Raw genomic sequence first — 16590 nt, 5'->3', positions numbered from 1 at the left:
AGTGAGGGGGGACCGAATGAATGCCGTTGGTCTGATTATATTTATGATAGTGACAGGGTCTCTGATAGCAGGTTTTACCAATATGCTGGCGATAAAAATGCTGTTCAGACCATATAAAGCAAAGTATATATTTGGAATAAAACTCCCGTTTACACCGGGTGTGATACCTTCGAGACGCAGTGAGGCATCGACCAAGCTCGGTAAGATCATTACAGGGCATCTGCTGACGCCTGACGTCTTCATCGATAAAGTGAAAAGTCCAGAAACAGAGCGCTTCATCATGAACTTTATTGATAAACAGATAGATACTGTTGAGAGCGAAAAATTGAGCATCGGGTATTTTCTTGAACGTCTTCATGAAGGTCTTTCTGAAAAAGTCATCACAGGCTTCAATAATGAAGTGAGTAAAAAGATCGCTGAAGAAGGCGATAAACTGTATGTTTCCAAAATTGAGAGTCTGGTACCGACCGATGCGATGCATACAATTGATATGAAAGTTCTGCAGGTACAACCCCAGATCATTCAGAAAGTCGAAAGCTATATCATGTCGGATAAAGGCTTCGATGATCTCTACACGATGACAGATGAATTTATTGAAAAAAGAGGCAGGATGGCAAGGTCGATCAAATACTTCATGACAAAAGAGAATATCGCACTGAATATTCAAAGAGAAGTGGTCAAGTTATTGAATCATCCCAAAATGCTTGGCATCGTGGAAAGCTTTATCATTGAGGAGTACGATAAATTAAAGGACAAATCCTTAAATGAATTTTTATCAGAAAGTGACAAAAATGATCTTATCGAGAGTATCGGCGATGTGATGCAGGAACGGATCAATATACGCGGACTGTTGAATAAACCCATCGTAGAATTCAATGAAGCACTGTTCAATTCATTCAAGGAACGCGGTAAATTCAGACTGAAAGACAACACGATCAATTATCTTGCTTACAACATGGGAAGAATCATGGACAAGCTCCAGCTTGCCGAAGTGATTAAAAAACAGATTGACAGTTTCCAGCTGGATCATATTGAAAATCTTGTGATGGATGTTGCGAACAAAGAGTTCAAGATGATCACACTTCTCGGATTCATCTTAGGTGCGATAATCGGTCTTTTCCAAGGTATAGTTGTAGTGTTGTTATAACTTATTATTGTATGGTACAGTAGAAACATCACAAAATAAGGAGTTTTATGATGTCAGTAAATGTATACGATCAAGCCAATGCACTGGAAAGTGCGTTAAGAGAATCAGATGAATTCAACAGCATGAAAGATCTTTATGCTAAAGTGAACAGCAACGCTGAATCAAAGGCGCTTTTTGAAGAGTTCAGACAGGTTCAGATGGAGCTTCAGCAAAAGCAGATGCAGGGTGAAGAAATCTTGGAAGAAGATGTTCAAAAAGCACAAAGTTCTGCAGCTGAAATCGAAGATGATGAAAATATTAAAGCACTGATGGAAGCTGAACAAAACATGAGCCAGCTGATTCAGGACTTAAACCGTGTCATCATGAAACCAATTGAAGAGTTATACGGTATCAACAACGAAAATTAATCTTTGAAGAGGTCTATTATTAGACCTCTTTTGTTTTTATTTTTGTTATAATGATTGTATATATATATGATTATATAAAGTAGGTGAGATTTGTGGTCAAATTTATACATAGTGCGGATTTACATCTGGACAGTCCGTTCAAATCCCGAACGAAAATGCCGCCCAATATATTTGAAGAACTGACATCAAGTACATATAAAAGTGTGACAAGAATGTTTGATAAAGCCATAGAAGAACAAGTGGACTTTATCATCATAGCAGGGGACGTTTTTGACAGAGAAAACCGTACTTTGAAAGCCGAGACCTTTTTGAAGAAAGGTTTTGAACGCTTGAAAGATAATGGGATTTTTGTGTACATGATTCACGGGAACCATGACCCTCTGAGTGAAAACGTCAAATCCAAATGGCCGGATAACGTCAGTGTATTTAAAGAGAACGTAGAGACTTTTGAGAGTGTGAGCCAAAAGGGTGAACGCGTCTTTTTGCATGGATTCAGCTATTTCATGGATGATTCTTATGAAAACAAACTGGATGACTATCCGGTCAATCATATGAATGAAGGCATCCATATCGGTATATTACATGGGACATATTCCAAATCCCAGTATAATCAGACACGTTATACAGAATTTAATATGGAGACACTGAACAGTAAGCTATACCACTACTGGGCACTCGGGCATATACATGTCAGAGAACAGCTGTCCGATCTGCCGCCGATTCACTATCCCGGAAATATTCAGGGCAGACATAAAAATGAATACGGCGATAAAGGGTTTCTGCTTGTAGAGGGCGATGATGTTTATTTGAGTACATCATTCATAAAGGCTCATGAAATTACCTTTGCAGAATATGAACTGGACATGAAGACCCTGAACAAACAAGACATTTATCAAAGTATTGTTGAATTTAAAGAACGTCTGCGGGAAGCGGGCAAGAAAATCATCCAGCTGACCATCAACCATGAAGGAGACGACGAACTTTCCGAAGTGGATTATAAGGAGCTGCTGGAACTGCTGCATGAAGATGAGCAGGACGTAAGGCATTTCATTTGGATTGATCATCTGTCCATCAACTACTTGAATCAAAATCAGACAGCGATTTTAAACGATATTAAGGCAAGTTACTCTGATAACGAGGAAATCTTCAAAGAGGCGTTGAATACCATGTATATGGATCCAAAAATCAACCGTCACCTGCCGCCGATGCAGGACCTTAAAAAAGAAGATTATCTGAGTCTCGGGGAAGAACGCTTGAAAATGTTAATGAGGAAGTAGTGAAAAGATGAAAATTTTATCATTGAATATATATGGTTACGGAAAGATTGCTGAAACCGAGTTAAAAACTTCTACGCCTTTTGTTCAGATTTTTGGTGAAAATGAAGCGGGCAAGTCAACGATGCAGTCATTCATCCATTCCGTTCTTTTCGGTTTTCCTACGCGCAAGGAGCAGGAACCGAGGCGTGAACCGAGAATGCACAATATGTACGGCGGGAAGCTGGTCGTCGATTTCGAAGATGGTGAGGGCCCGGTAGAAATAGAAAGAGTCAAAGGGAACAAAGTCCAGGGTGATGTGAAGATCTATATGAATGACGGGACTTCACGCAGTGCGGACTGGCTCGTAAGGAAACTGAACTATATTGACAAACGGACATACCGATCGATATTTTCCTTCGATGTTCTCGGCCTGCAGGATATTCATAAAAACATGACTGAAAATAAACTCCAGGAATATTTGCTGAGAGCAGGGGCGCTTGGCTCTCATGAATACGATGAAATGTTGTCCGCGATCGACCAGGAACTGAAAGATCTGTATAAAAAGAACGGGATTAACCCGGAAATCAACCAGGAACTTGTTGAACTCCAGGAAATCAATGAAAAGATACGGAAGCTCGAAGCGGAAGAGGCAAATTACAATCACCTGACGACAGAACAGCTGAAGTATGAAGAGAGCATCAATGCAAAAAGAGATGCGCTCAACCAGCTGGACACCGTACGCAAACAGAAAATAAAAGAAATTATGTATCATAAAGATATAAAAGACTGGAAAGCTCTTGAAGGCGTTTTGAACGTCGAGCCTTTAGTATTTCCCGAAAAGGGGATAGAGAGGTATGAGAGTTTAAAAAACAGTTATGACCAGGCTAAAAAAGATATTGATCTCAGGCTGGAAAAATTGAAAGTGCTGAAACATGAGATAGGGCAGATTGAACTGCCTGACGAAAAAAACATTGAATATTTGGAAGGCCTTAAAACAAGGGAGCCGGAAATTAAGCAGAAGAATCTCGAAGTTGACCGTTTGAAACATTCGATTGAAAACCTCGAAGATGAGATTGAACTGCTTCAAAAGGATATCGGCTGGCAGGAGGAGCATATGGAAGTGGATGATTCGAATATCATCCGTGAATCCGTACAGACGCTTCTTGCCAAACTTGATGAAGTCACCCTGGAAGAACAATATCTTGTTCGGGAGATTGATCATATAAAGTCTGATATCAGACAACTTGATCAGGAAATCGCAGATCTTGAAGATTCACAAATCAGTGATTCAAGAATCAGAGTAAAAAAAGAAGTGCTGGATAAGGAAGTCGAGCTTAAAGAAAAAGGGAAGATGTACCAGCTGATTGAAAAGGAATATGAGCGTGAAAAAAGAGATCGTAATCGTACGAAACGCAATCAGACCTTTTTAATTTTAGGCATCAGTATTATTACGATGATCATCGGTGTACTTTATCTGGTCAATTCTGAATTCACTCTCGGCTCAGTCTTTGTAGGCATAGCTCTGGTCGCATCTATATTCCTGCTGCTGACAAACAGGGAAGAAGAGGAAAACCTGAAGAGTGACTATGAACATGAAGTTGCAGAGCTGAAAGATGAAATAGAAACACTTAAAAATGAAAATGATGTCAATTTTGATTTGAATGATGCGAGAGATTTAAAAATGGATTTACGTACACAAAAATCGAAACGCATTTCATTCAATGTTAAGATTGAGGAACTGAAGGAAACTTTAGCAATCAAAGAAACGAACCATGATCGATTGAATACGGATCTGTTCGATGTGAAGCGTAAATTGAAGATAAATCCCGATATTGAAAATAAATATATTGTCGATGCGATTCATACCATTCGCGACATTAAACAGAAACGTAATCAAATCAGCAGACATAATGTTGAAAAGGATAATGTCATTAAAAGTCTGCAGGACTTTAAACGTGAAGTGAAAGATGATGTCAGAAAGCTCGGCATCACTTATTACGATGCTTCAATTTTCTATGAAGTGAATCAAAAGCTCACGGAATACAATGAAAACATTGCCAACTGCAAGCAGCTCGATGAACAGATTAAATTATTGGAAAATGAAATCAGTGTAATGGAAGAGCGCGTAAGTACAGCCAGTAAAGAAATCGACGAGCTTTTCGATTATGTCGATGCGGATGATGAAGAAGAATATTATTACCATGCCCGTAAATTTGAAGAGTATCAGAATAATTTAGAGCAGTTTAAAAATCTGAGTGACAAACTCGATGAAGAATTGTTTGATTATGATTTGAGAAATGATCTGGCTTCATTGATGCTTGCCGATTTGAAAGAAGAGGAAGACGGCATCAACAAGCAGGTTGACCATTTCAATGAAATGGTCCAGGATGAACAAAAAGTGCTGGCTGAAATCAACCAGGAAATCAACATACTGGAAAGTGACGGTAAACTGAGTGAACTCAATCACCAATATGAGATGAAAAAGAGCCTGATCCAAGGCCTATCTGAAGATTATCTGTCACTCAATTATATCCGTCTGCTTATAGAAACTCATATTAAGGCGATCAAGGATGAGCGTCTGCCAATCGTTATCGAAGAGGCGAGAAGTATATTCCAGTTTGTGACCAAAGGCAGATATATCAATGTCATCTATGATGATGACGGCATCACGGTCAAACATTCAAATGGCCAGATATTCCATCCGCTGGAGCTGTCACAATCGACTAAAGAGATGCTCTATATCAGCTTGAGATTAAGTCTGATCAAAGCACTGCAGGGCTATTATAAACTGCCGCTCATCATTGATGATGCATTTGTTCACTTCGATAAGGAACGTAAGAAGATAATCATGGATTATTTAAGAAGCGAAGTAAAAGACCAGGTCCTTTATTTCACATGTAATCTGGATACTTCTATACCATCCAATCAGACAATCAGATTAAAAGAGAAAGTTAAATAGAGGTGAAATTAGTGTCGAATATTGCAAATCTTAAAGCTGGAGACAGTGTAGAAACTTTTTACTTGATTAAAAGAAGCCAGCAGGGTGTTACACAGCAGGGGAAACCATATATGACACTGTATCTGCAGGACCGTTCAGGCGAGATTGAAGCAAAACTCTGGACTGTTTCAAAAGAAGATATGAAAGTACTCCTGCCGGAAGCACTGATAAAAGTTAAAGGCGACGTGATCGATTACCGCAATAAAAAACAGATGAAAATCGCTATGTACCGTCTGGCCACAGAGCAGGATGGTCTGAATCCAAAAGACTTTGTTGAAAAAGCGCCGATTGATGAAGACACTCTTTTTGAAAGCATTATGGATTACACCCTTAAAATTGAGAATGGGGCGATGCAGCGCATCGTACGTAAAATGCTTGCCAAGTATAAGACGGAATTTCTGACTTATCCGGCTGCGATGACGAACCATCACGACTTTGTTTCAGGCCTCGCTTATCATGTGCATTATATGCTGAGAACTGCTGAAGCACTATGTGATATTTACCCATCTCTAAACAGAAGTTTATTGTACAGCGGGATCATCCTGCATGACATTGGTAAAGTCAAAGAACTTTCCGGTCCGATCGGGACGACTTACACGACTGAAGGTAATTTGATCGGTCACATTGTCATCGCAGTAGAGGAGATTTCAATGGTTGCAGCAGAGCTTGAAATCGAAGGTGAAGAAGTCTTGCTGCTTAAACATCTGATCCTCTCACATCATGGTAAACTTGAATATGGTTCTCCAAAAGTGCCGATGCTGAAAGAAGCGGAGATTTTGCACTTCATCGATAATATCGATGCGAGAATGATGATGATGGATAAACATCTGGACAATACGGATAAAGGAATGTTTACAGACAGAATATTCCCTCTGGAAAACAGAAATCTGTATAAACCAGAAAGCTTTTAAATAATGAAATCAAACGCCCGGTCCTCAAAACTTTAAGGATCGGGCGTTTTTATTTTGTAAATTATTTAATATTGGCCTTTATGACTGTGCGGCTTTCTTCTCCTTTTCCTCTTTTCTGATCTGCTGTTCATTGAGCACAACTGCAATGGTGGCGTCCCCGGTAATATTGACGGCGGTACGGGTCATATCCAGTAAACGGTCAATACCCAGGATAATACCGATTGCTGCAGGGTCCAGACCGACTGCGGTCAACACCATGGCAAGCATTACAAGACCGACACCGGGCACTCCGGCCGTGCCGATACTCGCAACCGTTGCAATAACTACGACGGTTACCATTTGCATGATGGTTAAATCGACACCGGTCAGTTGAGCAATAAAGACCGTGGCTACACCTTGCATAATGGCTGTCCCGTCCATGTTGACCGTCGCACCAAGCGGCTGAACGAAACTGGATACACTCTTTTTAACGTTCAAATTATTTTGTGCAGTTTCCATTGAAACCGGCAGTGTGGCACTGGATGAAGATGTACTGAATGCGACACCCATCGCCGGCGCAAAGCCTTTGATAAACCATATGAACGGTTTCCTGGCAATGAATTTGATGACCGACCCGTATACGAAAAGAAGATGGATGAATAAACCGAGGAGCACACAGACGAAGTACATGCCGAGCTGCTGGATCGCTCCGAAACCAGCCTGTGTAAAGGCCGTCGCAACAAGTCCGAATGCACCGATCGGTGCAAAATATTTCATGATTGCAAGCACAATCCACATAATGACGTCATTCGCTTCCTCGAATAGTCTTATGACATTTTTTGCTTTATCCTGCACTGCAATCAGTGCGATACCAATGAAAATGGCGAATGCGATAATCTGCAGCATATTTGCAGTACCCATCGCTTCGATGACGTTCGACGGTATCAGATTGATAATCGTTTCATCGACTGACTGATCGATTGCTTCCCCTGTATCACCGCCGAGTTCTGTCTCACGGTATTCTTCAACTTCTGAAGAATTTAACAGTTCAGCCTGGCCCTCACCGGGCTGCAGTACCAGGGCAATGATAATGGCCACAGTGATTGCTATCGCTGTCGTCGTTAAGTAAAATGCGATTGTTTTTATTCCCAGACTCCCCAAAGTTTTAGGATCCCCGACACCCACAACACCGAGTACGATAGAGATGAATACGACAGGTACAACAACCATGAAAATCAGGTTAAGGAATATTTGACCGACAACGTTGAAGATGAACTGGTCAATCCATTGTACCCATGCCTGATCAGCCATAGGACTGAAAATCGAACCGATGATAATACCTGCGACTAAACCAATGACAATGTAAATCGTTAAACGATTTCCTACTTTCATAATAAATTCCCCCTTATCTTTATATATGGAAACGCTTACAAAATTAACTTGAGAAACAATGGTCAAAGTCAGAGCAGGGCACCTAATACTTTATAATTCTCATTATAACAGCAAAAGACTGAAAATTGAAAAATAAATTTTGATAAATGGTCTATATTTAGAAAAAAAGAGATATGAGAGTTGTTCGCTGCCGGAGGATGAGTATCCAGATTACAGGTGTGATTGATAAGGCATAGGGGGCAAGAGTCAAGGCTTAGGATGATCTGCAGCACATCTCCATACAGGAGTTTAAAATAAAAAATGACCTGTACAATTGTACAGGTCATTAAAGATATTGATTAAATCATTCTTCTGAATCTGTGTTCTCTTCAGATGTTTCTTCATCAGTTGATTCTTCTTCGGTATTTTCTTCTGAGGACGCTTCGTCGCCGGCTTCATCTTTAGTATTTTCTTCTTCTGAGGATTCTTCGCCTTCACCTGATTCTTCCTCAGATCCGGATGAGAGATAAGCTTCATCGATGTAAGATTGAATTTCTTCATTTTCAAATGAAACATTATATTCTTCAAGTAAATCCTGATAGAACGTTAATACCTGCTCAGGGTTTTCCTGGACTTTCTGGTTGATCAACTGACTTTTAACAGTTTCTAATTCTTCATCTACATCTTCTTCATCGCCTCTTTTGATGATGTGATAACCGAACTCGGATTTTACCGGTTCGCTTGTCATTTCACCTTGTTCCAGATCAAATAGTGCAGTTTCAAATTCCTCAACCATCTGTCCTTCAGTTACAAGGCCTAATGAGCCGCCATCTGCAGCACTGCCGTCATCTGATTCTTCAGCTGCGACTTCTGCAAAGTCTGCGCCGTCTTCAATTTCTGCAGTGAGTTCTTCAGCTTTTTCCAAAGCTTCTTCTTCAGATAAACCATCTTCGGCTTCTTCGTCTACTGCAATTAGAATATGTGCACCTTCAACAGTGCCTTCCAAAGCCTCTTCATCTGAAATATCGAACTTTTCTGTAAAGAAAAGATTATGATATGTACTTGAGAGACGCTGTTGTTTATAACTATCTGCAGTCATACCCGGCTGTTGTTGAGCCATTATCATTTCAAATTGCTCTTCACCGCCATATTGTTCAATCTCAGCATCTACTTCTTCTTCAATTTCAGCAGGATCGACTTCATCGCTGTATTTATCCTGTAATATCTGATCCAAAGTTAATTGGAAAGTCTGGTTGGCCACCTGAGTGGTTCCAAGATTATTTAACACATCATCAACAGTCACGTCTCCTGCGTCACTGGTTGCTAAAACTTCACCAAACTCTGTTTCACCAGAGCCATTTCCGCCGTCTGAACTTCCTTCTTCACCATTACCGCATCCTGCGAGTCCGAGAAGACTAAGTCCGATTACTACAGGCATCACTTTTTTCTTCATAAACACTTCTCCTTTAGTCATCATACAAGAGCTAATATATCACAATAAAATAGCGGAACACAAATAGTAAAGTGTCCCGCTGATTGAATATAACAATATTACTTTTTCTTTCTGTTTATCATGTTATCTACTTCTTTGCTGATTTCTTCACCACGATTGGAAACATTTTCAATGTGGCCCTGTATATTTTCGATATTCGGATTGATATCCGCCTGGAAGTTATTGATCATCGTTTTGATTTCATCGCCCAGGCTGCTGAATACTTCCTGTGATTCATGCTTGGTTTTTAAAAACGATGATTTTACTTCATCAGCTTCGACTTTCAGCTGATCCATCTGTGATTTAAAGTTCCCGGATTCATTTTTCAAGGATTGCTGCAGTTCAGATCCTGATTTTGGGGCATTTAATATTGAAACGAGCATGCCGCCTGTAACACCAACTGCAAATCCTACCATTATATTTTTAAACTTCATTTACGACACGTCCTTTTAGCAAGTATATATAAACCATTACCCATTAAAGATGTACATTACTCATCGAGTTTCGATTTAATATGGTTTTCTATTTCTAAACGCTCATCATCAGAGCCGGGTTCCGACACCGGATTCCATTTGTAATTGAAACCGTCATACTCATCGTCATATCTCGGAATGAGGTGGAAGTGTAAATGAAAGACGGACTGTGATGCAAAAGAACCGTTGTTTTGTACAACGTTCAATCCCTTTGGATTAAATGCATCGCGCAGTGCTTTTGATACTTTGGTCACGGCAGCCATCACTTTGGCACCCGTTTCGTCATCCAATTCATAAATGTTTTCAATCGGTCTTTTTGGAATTACGAGAGTATGGCCTTTTGAAAGAGGAAAGGCGTCCATAAAAGCCAGTACCTCATTATCTTCATAAACGATGTTTGCAGGTATTTCACGATCAATAATCTTCTCGAAAATTGTTTTAGTCATTCATTGTACCTCCATAGTTTTATTATGATATATTGTAACTTAGTATTAGTATACAAATAATTTTATTTAAATTAAAGGAAGTCGAATATGGTTCTGAATATAGATAACTTAACTGGCGGCTATTCAAAGACTGCAGTTATACATGACATCAACTTTGATATCAAAAACGGCGAGATTGTCGGTCTGATCGGTTTGAACGGGTCGGGAAAGAGTACGACAATCAAACATATTTTAGGATTATTGAATCCGCATAAAGGCAGCATTGAGGTCAACGGCATCCAAATAGATGAAGAGACGGAAAAGTACAGAAGGGATTTGGCGTATATTCCCGAATCTCCAATTTTGTATGAAGAACTGACATTGAAAGAGCATATCAATATGACCGCAATGGCATACGGTCTGGATGAACAGGTGGCTTGGGAACGCGCAGAAAAATTGCTTAAAGTATTCAGACTGGATGATAAAGTCAACATGTTCCCAACACATTTCTCCAAAGGTATGAAGCAGAAAGTGATGCTGATTTGTGCTTTCATAGTCGAACCGGATTTATATATTATAGATGAACCGTTTCTCGGTCTTGACCCGCTCGGCATAGAGTCATTGATTGATCTGATGGTTGAAGAAAGAGATAAAAACCGTTCCATTTTGATGAGTACGCATATATTATCCACAGCAGAACGCTATTGTAACCGTTATGTCATCCTGGATAACGGCAGAGTGCTCGTGTCCGGCACGATTGAAGAACTGCGTCAAAAAATGGATATGCCCGATGCATCATTGGATGATCTTTATTTATCCCTGACTGGAGGCGCAGGCTCAAATGAAAGCTCCTCTGTATAAAAGCAGAATTGAAGATGATATCAAAATAAGAAGTTACTATGGGAAGTATATATTCAACAGCCATTTTCTAATCTTTTTAACGATTGCAGCAGGTGTATTCCTTTACTCATTGTTAGGCATTCTATCAACAATGGAGCCGACGATATATCTGGATCTCATTGCGGCATTAATAATGAGTGTATTGCTATTACCAAAGTACCGCTCATTACTGAAAGAAGCGGATGTGCTGTTTTTACCACCATATGAAAAGAATATGAAGAAATATTTCTCCTATACGAGCCAGTACTCATTCTGGCTGAATATCGGATTGCCGATTGTCGGTCTCGTGATTGCTGTACTGCTTCTGAGTGTTGGCCATTCGATGCTGGAGATAGTGACATTCGCTGTTATGTCCGTCATCTTGTATATTATGGCATTTACAATCAGAAGAAATGCAATCAATTCACCGATTACCCAGAACACAGTCATCGGCATGTTGATTGTCATCCATTTCGTATCCCTGATGCTGTTATTGCAAAATCTATTCCTCGCCGCTGCAGGGCTCGGATTGATTTTCGGTTTGTATGCCTGGATTAATAAAAAGCAGTATAAAAATCTGGATTGGACAACGCTCGTCAATTACGAGGCGACATTGATGCAGAAATATTACCAGTATGTTTCGATGTTTACCAACGTGCACCATATATCCAAACAGTATAAAAGAAGAAAATATTTTGATTCATTTCTTAAGCAGCCGAAACCGGCCAAATTCAATAAAGGTTATATGTATGAGTATTTATTTAAAAGAACATTTCTGAGAGATAATGACCTGCCGATGATCATATTGAGACTGCTATTGATATTTGCAGTGGCAATGGTGTGGGTGGATCAGCTCATGCTGTCCGTGATCATCATTCTGTTTGCACTTTACATCATTGTGCTGCAGATGTCACAGCTGTACTCGGCCCAGGCATACCTGCTCTGGCCGAAAGTATGGCCGGTCAAGAGAGAGTATATTCAGGAAAGCTATATCAGGTTCTCTCATAAAGTCATATTTATTATCTCTATGGCACTGGCTGTATTATTTATATTATTACACCCTGTCTACTTTTATATCGCTGTAATCTTCCCGTTGTGGGGATATCTTTTAAACAGCTATTTCAGTAAGAGTGTATACAAAAAAGAAAGACTGCTGAGCGATTAGTCCACTCAGTAGTCTTCTTTTTCTTCTTCAGGTATATCTTTGTATTTTTCTTCATTTTCTTCTACCGGCAAATAAGTTTTCGAGGATACGGAACTCTGGAATACAGATCCGATATCCCTGAATTTCTTCAGAGCATCAGGCGCGAGATATTCCTTATAGATATCAGTATCTTTAAAATCTGAAATGGTTGAGCTGTTTGCCCATTGTGTAAAGACGATATAGGAATCTTTATGCAGTGCACGGCCGATACGATAGGCAGTCAAACCTTTTACATTTTGCAGCTTTTGGTTCAAATCCGCAAAATGACCGAGAATTGATGCTTCGCCACTGCCGGAAACCGGGATGTAATAAACGGAAACCGCATTATCCTGACTCAGCTCTCCATATTGGTATGAAATTTCATACTCGGAAGAGGATTCGAAGACGGGATTCCCTTTTTCACCTTCCCGGTATAACAATGCATCCTGACCGATCGCGCTCAACATCAAATCCGGATGTCTGTCCTGCAAATCTGTTAAATATCTGATTGTTCCAGTCGTTGTGTATAAAATCATTATGTTCACCTCTTATAATGTCTTCTTACTCTATACCTGTTTGTTCATATCGATAAACTTACAGCTATAAATATATCGAATTTTTGTCATTATTTCTTTCGTTATGTCCATGTAAGTAAGGTATGATAAAATGGTATGGGAAATTATGAGACGGAGGGTTCTGAATTGTTTAATGATACTATAATTCGAGCGGCAAAAGGTGAAAAGACGGAGCATACACCAGTATGGTTTATGCGCCAAGTAGGACGGAGCCAGCCTGAATACCGCAAAATTAAAGAAAAATATTCTTTAATAGAAATTACAAAACAGCCTGAGTTGACTGCATATCTGACCGCTACACCTGTAGAAAACTATAATGTGGATGCAGCTGTTTTATTCAAAGACATCATTACACCGCTTGCACCAATCGGTATTGATGTTGAAATAAAGGCCGGAGTAGGTCCGGTCATCCATAATCCGATCAGAAGCATGCAAGATGTTGAAAAGCTCGGAGAATTGGACCCTTATAATGATTTGGGCTATATATATAAAACAATAGAAATTTTAACAAAAGAAAAGCTTAATGTGCCGTTAATCGGATTCTGCGGCGCGCCGTTCACAGTGGCAAGCTACATGATAGAAGGCGGCCCATCCAAAAACTATCACAAAACGAAACATATGATGTATAACGAACCGGCAACATGGCATAAGCTTATGGATAAACTGACTGAAATGAGCATCACTTACTTGAATGCTCAAATTGATTCAGGCGCAGGGATGATCCAAATATTCGATTCATGGGGCGGCGCTTTAAGTAAAGGCGTATACCATGAGAACATATCTCCTTACATCAACAGAATTGTAAACCATGTTAAATCCAAAGGGGTGCCTGTCATCATCTTCGGAATCGGTGCATCACATCTTGTGCCGGAATGGAATACTCTTGATGTGGACGTCATCGGTCTGGACTGGAGAATGTCAATCGATGAAGCGAGACAAAGCGGTGTGACAAAAGCATTACAGGGTAACCTTGAGCCTGCTTTACTGCTTACGGATTGGGAAATCATTGAGGCAAAAGCGAAGGAAATCGTCACACAGGGCAACCGAACGGGCCATATATTCAACCTGGGCCACGGTGTGTTCCCTGAAGTGAACCCGGACACACTAAAAAGACTAACAGAATTTGTTCATAACTATAGTAAAGGATTGTGATTTTAAATGGTACAGAAAAAAGGATTATTGGTAATGGCTTACGGAACGCCATATAAAGAGGAAGATATTGAGCCGTATTACACTCATATCAGACACGGCAGACCGCCAGCGGAAGAAGCACTTCAGGACCTGAAGGACCGCTATGAAGCCATTGGTGGCATTTCACCGCTTGCTGACACAACTAAAAGGCAGGCAGAGGCACTATTAAAACAATATAATTCTGCATCTGAAGACGAATATCAACTGTATATCGGTTTAAAGCATATCGATCCATTTATAGAAGATGCAGTGAAGCAAATGTCAGAAGACGGCATCAAAGAAGTGGAAACTGTTGTACTTACACCACATTATTCAGATTTCTCAGTCGGCACTTACAACCAGCGTGCCAAAGAAGAATGTGATAAGTATGGTATTTCGATAAATTCAGTGGAATCATTTTATAAAGAGCAGCCGTTTTTAGATTTCTGGACAGAAGCGGTCAAATCATCATTGAGTGAAATCAGTGAAGACGAGCATAAAGATACGGCAATCATCGTCAGTGCCCACAGTCTTCCTGAGAAAATAAAAGAGCACAATGACCCGTATCCGGAACAGCTGGAAGAAACAGCACAGCTGTTGAAGGAACAGGCCAATCTGCAAAATGTATTTGTCGGCTGGCAGTCAGAAGGAAACACACCGGAGCCATGGCTTGGACCGGATGTACAGGATCAGACGCGTGATCTGTTCAACGAACACGGGTTCAAGCATTTTATTTATCTGCCGCTCGGATTTGTGTGTGAACATCTGGAAGTGCTTTATGATAACGACTACGAATGCAAAGTGGTCTGCGACGAGGTGGGTGCTTCATACCACAGACCGACTATGCCGAACACGGACGAGAGATTTATCCAGGCGATGATCAATCAGCTTGAGTTACTTTAGTAAAGAAGGGTTAAAAATGACAAAAGTTGCAATAATCGGCGCTGGTATTACAGGCCTTTCTGCGAGTTATTATTTAACTGAAGATAATCAAAATGTAGAAGTGGATTTATTTGAAAAGGCTGAACATGCGGGCGGCAAGATCAAAACATACCGTGAAGACGGCTATGTGATAGAGCTTGGACCGGAATCGTATTTAAGCCGTAAGGAAGCTTTGACGGATTTGGCGAAAGACATCGGAATGGAGCAGGATCTGGTCAGGAATGAGACCGGGCAGGCATATATTTATGCAAATCATAAGCTGCATCCGGTGCCGCCGGGCACCATGCTTGGTGTACCGACAGAAATCAGACCGTTTTTAACGACGAGTCTGATTTCACCTATGGGTAAGTTACGTGCATTGCTTGATCTTACAAAGAGTAAGATGCCGCTTTACACTGATATTTCAGCAGGCTATTTCTTTAGAAGCCGCCTTGGTGATGAAGTATTGGAGAACCTGATCGAACCTCTGTTATCCGGGGTTTACAGCACGCCGATAGACAGTCTGAGCCTGATGTCGACATATCCAAATTTCAAACATCAGGAAGAGAAATACGGCAGCCTCATCAGAGGCATGATCAAATCGAAGCCGCCTAAAAAAAACACGAAAAAAATCGGACAGTTCTTCCAGTTTAAAAATGGACTGATTTCATTTATCGAGAAACTGCAGGAACAGGTTGAGAGTCAGAATGTAAACTTGAAATTCAACAGCGATGTAGAAAATATTGAAAAAATGGAAGCGGGCTACAAAGTGACTGTGGACGGTATTGAAAAGACTTATGATGAAGTCATTATCACCACACCGCACTTTCAATATAAACGCTGGTTCGATGATAAGGAACTGGAGTATTTTAAGCATATGCCTGCAACAAGTGTTGCCACTGTCGTCATGGGCTTTGACAAGAGCCAGGTGATCAATGATATCGATGGTACAGGTTTTGTTGTCAGCCGTAATATGGATACAGCAATTACAGCATGTACATGGACGAATAAAAAGTGGAAGCATTCCACACCGGAAGGCAAAGTGCTGTTAAGAGCATATGTCGGCCGTCCGGGAGACTTTGTCGTCGAAGAGAAGTCAGAAGAGGATATCGTAAGACTTGCTCTGAAAGATCTGAATAAAATCATGGATATCAAAGGTGACCCTGAACTCCAGATTGTGACCAAACTTAAAAACTCCATGCCTAACTATAATGTGGGGCATAAAGAGATGATTGACGGTATTCAAAATTATATGGAAGAAACTTATCCGGGTGTGCATCTGATCGGCGCATCCCACTATGCAGTCGGACTGCCGGACTGTGTTAAAGGTGCGAAAGAAGCCGCAAATAAAATTCTTCAGAATCAATAGTAATTATAGTTGATTAATATATAATGGAAACAAA

15 protein-coding genes are annotated in these 16590 nt (G+C 40.4%); 10 read left to right on the top strand and 5 right to left on the bottom strand.

Annotation, left to right across the window (positions count from 1 at the left end):
• Nucleotides 1-16 precede the first annotated feature (16 nt).
• The 5 genes from BO48_RS03810 to yhaM all read left to right on the top strand — a co-directional run bounded on the left by BO48_RS03810 (nucleotide 17) and on the right by yhaM (nucleotide 6719).
• Nucleotides 17-1147, top strand: coding sequence for a DUF445 domain-containing protein (locus tag BO48_RS03810; RefSeq protein ID WP_496366111.1), 1131 nt, complete (start codon nucleotides 17-19; stop codon nucleotides 1145-1147).
• 50 nt (nucleotides 1148-1197) lie between these two features.
• Nucleotides 1198-1554 (top strand): YlbF/YmcA family competence regulator, encoded by a 357-nt coding sequence (locus BO48_RS03805; protein WP_496366110.1) that lies wholly within the window; start codon nucleotides 1198-1200, stop codon nucleotides 1552-1554.
• Nucleotides 1555-1646: 92 nt separating this feature from the next.
• Nucleotides 1647-2831 carry a metallophosphoesterase family protein gene (locus BO48_RS03800; protein WP_496366109.1) on the top strand — a complete coding sequence of 395 codons (1185 nt, stop codon included), beginning with the start codon at nucleotides 1647-1649 and terminating at the stop codon, nucleotides 2829-2831.
• 7 nt (nucleotides 2832-2838) lie between these two features.
• A complete protein-coding gene (locus BO48_RS03795) occupies nucleotides 2839-5769 on the top strand; it encodes an ATP-binding protein (RefSeq protein ID WP_496366107.1) in 2931 nt (976 codons plus the stop codon).
• An 11-nt stretch (nucleotides 5770-5780) separates the two neighbouring features.
• Nucleotides 5781-6719 (top strand): 3'-5' exoribonuclease YhaM, encoded by a 939-nt coding sequence (yhaM, locus tag BO48_RS03790; protein WP_496366106.1) that lies wholly within the window; start codon nucleotides 5781-5783, stop codon nucleotides 6717-6719.
• Between the two features lie 78 nt (nucleotides 6720-6797).
• Here yhaM and BO48_RS03785 read toward each other — a convergent pair whose 3' ends face one another.
• From BO48_RS03785 to BO48_RS03770, 4 genes are all read right to left on the bottom strand, one after another.
• A complete protein-coding gene (locus BO48_RS03785) occupies nucleotides 6798-8090 on the bottom strand; it encodes a dicarboxylate/amino acid:cation symporter (protein WP_496366105.1) in 1293 nt (430 codons plus the stop codon).
• Nucleotides 8091-8433: 343 nt separating this feature from the next.
• Nucleotides 8434-9522 (bottom strand): peptidylprolyl isomerase, encoded by a 1089-nt coding sequence (locus BO48_RS03780; RefSeq protein WP_496366104.1) that lies wholly within the window; start codon nucleotides 9520-9522, stop codon nucleotides 8434-8436.
• A gap of 98 nt (nucleotides 9523-9620) precedes the next feature.
• Nucleotides 9621-9995 carry a YtxH domain-containing protein gene (locus tag BO48_RS03775; protein WP_496366103.1) on the bottom strand — a complete coding sequence of 125 codons (375 nt, stop codon included), beginning with the start codon at nucleotides 9993-9995 and terminating at the stop codon, nucleotides 9621-9623.
• 56 nt (nucleotides 9996-10051) lie between these two features.
• A complete protein-coding gene (locus BO48_RS03770; protein ID WP_496366102.1) occupies nucleotides 10052-10480 on the bottom strand; it encodes an HIT family protein in 429 nt (142 codons plus the stop codon).
• 87 nt (nucleotides 10481-10567) lie between these two features.
• Between BO48_RS03770 and BO48_RS03765 the strand changes: the two genes are divergently transcribed.
• Nucleotides 10568-11320 carry an ABC transporter ATP-binding protein gene (locus BO48_RS03765; protein WP_496366100.1) on the top strand — a complete coding sequence of 251 codons (753 nt, stop codon included), beginning with the start codon at nucleotides 10568-10570 and terminating at the stop codon, nucleotides 11318-11320.
• Nucleotides 11301-12503, top strand: coding sequence for an ABC transporter permease (locus tag BO48_RS03760; RefSeq protein WP_496366099.1), 1203 nt, complete (start codon nucleotides 11301-11303; stop codon nucleotides 12501-12503). The genes BO48_RS03765 and BO48_RS03760 overlap by 20 nt, the downstream gene beginning before the upstream one ends.
• Nucleotides 12504-12508: 5 nt before the next feature.
• On the opposite strand, the gene BO48_RS03755 is transcribed toward BO48_RS03760, so the two are convergent.
• Entirely contained in the window at nucleotides 12509-13057 is a 549-nt protein-coding gene (locus BO48_RS03755) for a hypothetical protein (RefSeq protein WP_496366098.1), read from the bottom strand.
• A 165-nt stretch (nucleotides 13058-13222) separates the two neighbouring features.
• Here BO48_RS03755 and hemE point away from each other — a divergent pair, with 165 nt between their 5' ends.
• The 3 genes from hemE to hemY are packed head-to-tail and all read left to right on the top strand — an operon-like array spanning nucleotide 13223 to nucleotide 16556.
• A complete protein-coding gene (gene hemE / locus BO48_RS03750; RefSeq protein WP_496366097.1) occupies nucleotides 13223-14248 on the top strand; it encodes a uroporphyrinogen decarboxylase in 1026 nt (341 codons plus the stop codon).
• 6 nt (nucleotides 14249-14254) lie between these two features.
• Nucleotides 14255-15169, top strand: coding sequence for a ferrochelatase (hemH, locus tag BO48_RS03745; protein WP_496366096.1), 915 nt, complete (start codon nucleotides 14255-14257; stop codon nucleotides 15167-15169).
• 16 nt (nucleotides 15170-15185) lie between these two features.
• Nucleotides 15186-16556, top strand: a complete 1371-nt coding sequence (gene hemY / locus BO48_RS03740) for a protoporphyrinogen oxidase (protein WP_496366094.1) — start codon at nucleotides 15186-15188, stop codon at nucleotides 16554-16556.
• Nucleotides 16557-16590: the final 34 nt, after the last annotated feature.

It is taken from the genome of Lacicoccus kunmingensis DSM 17847, from assembly GCF_059568765.1.
Note: the sequence above shows the minus strand (reverse complement) of the source record. Positions and strands in the feature narration are given on the sequence as shown.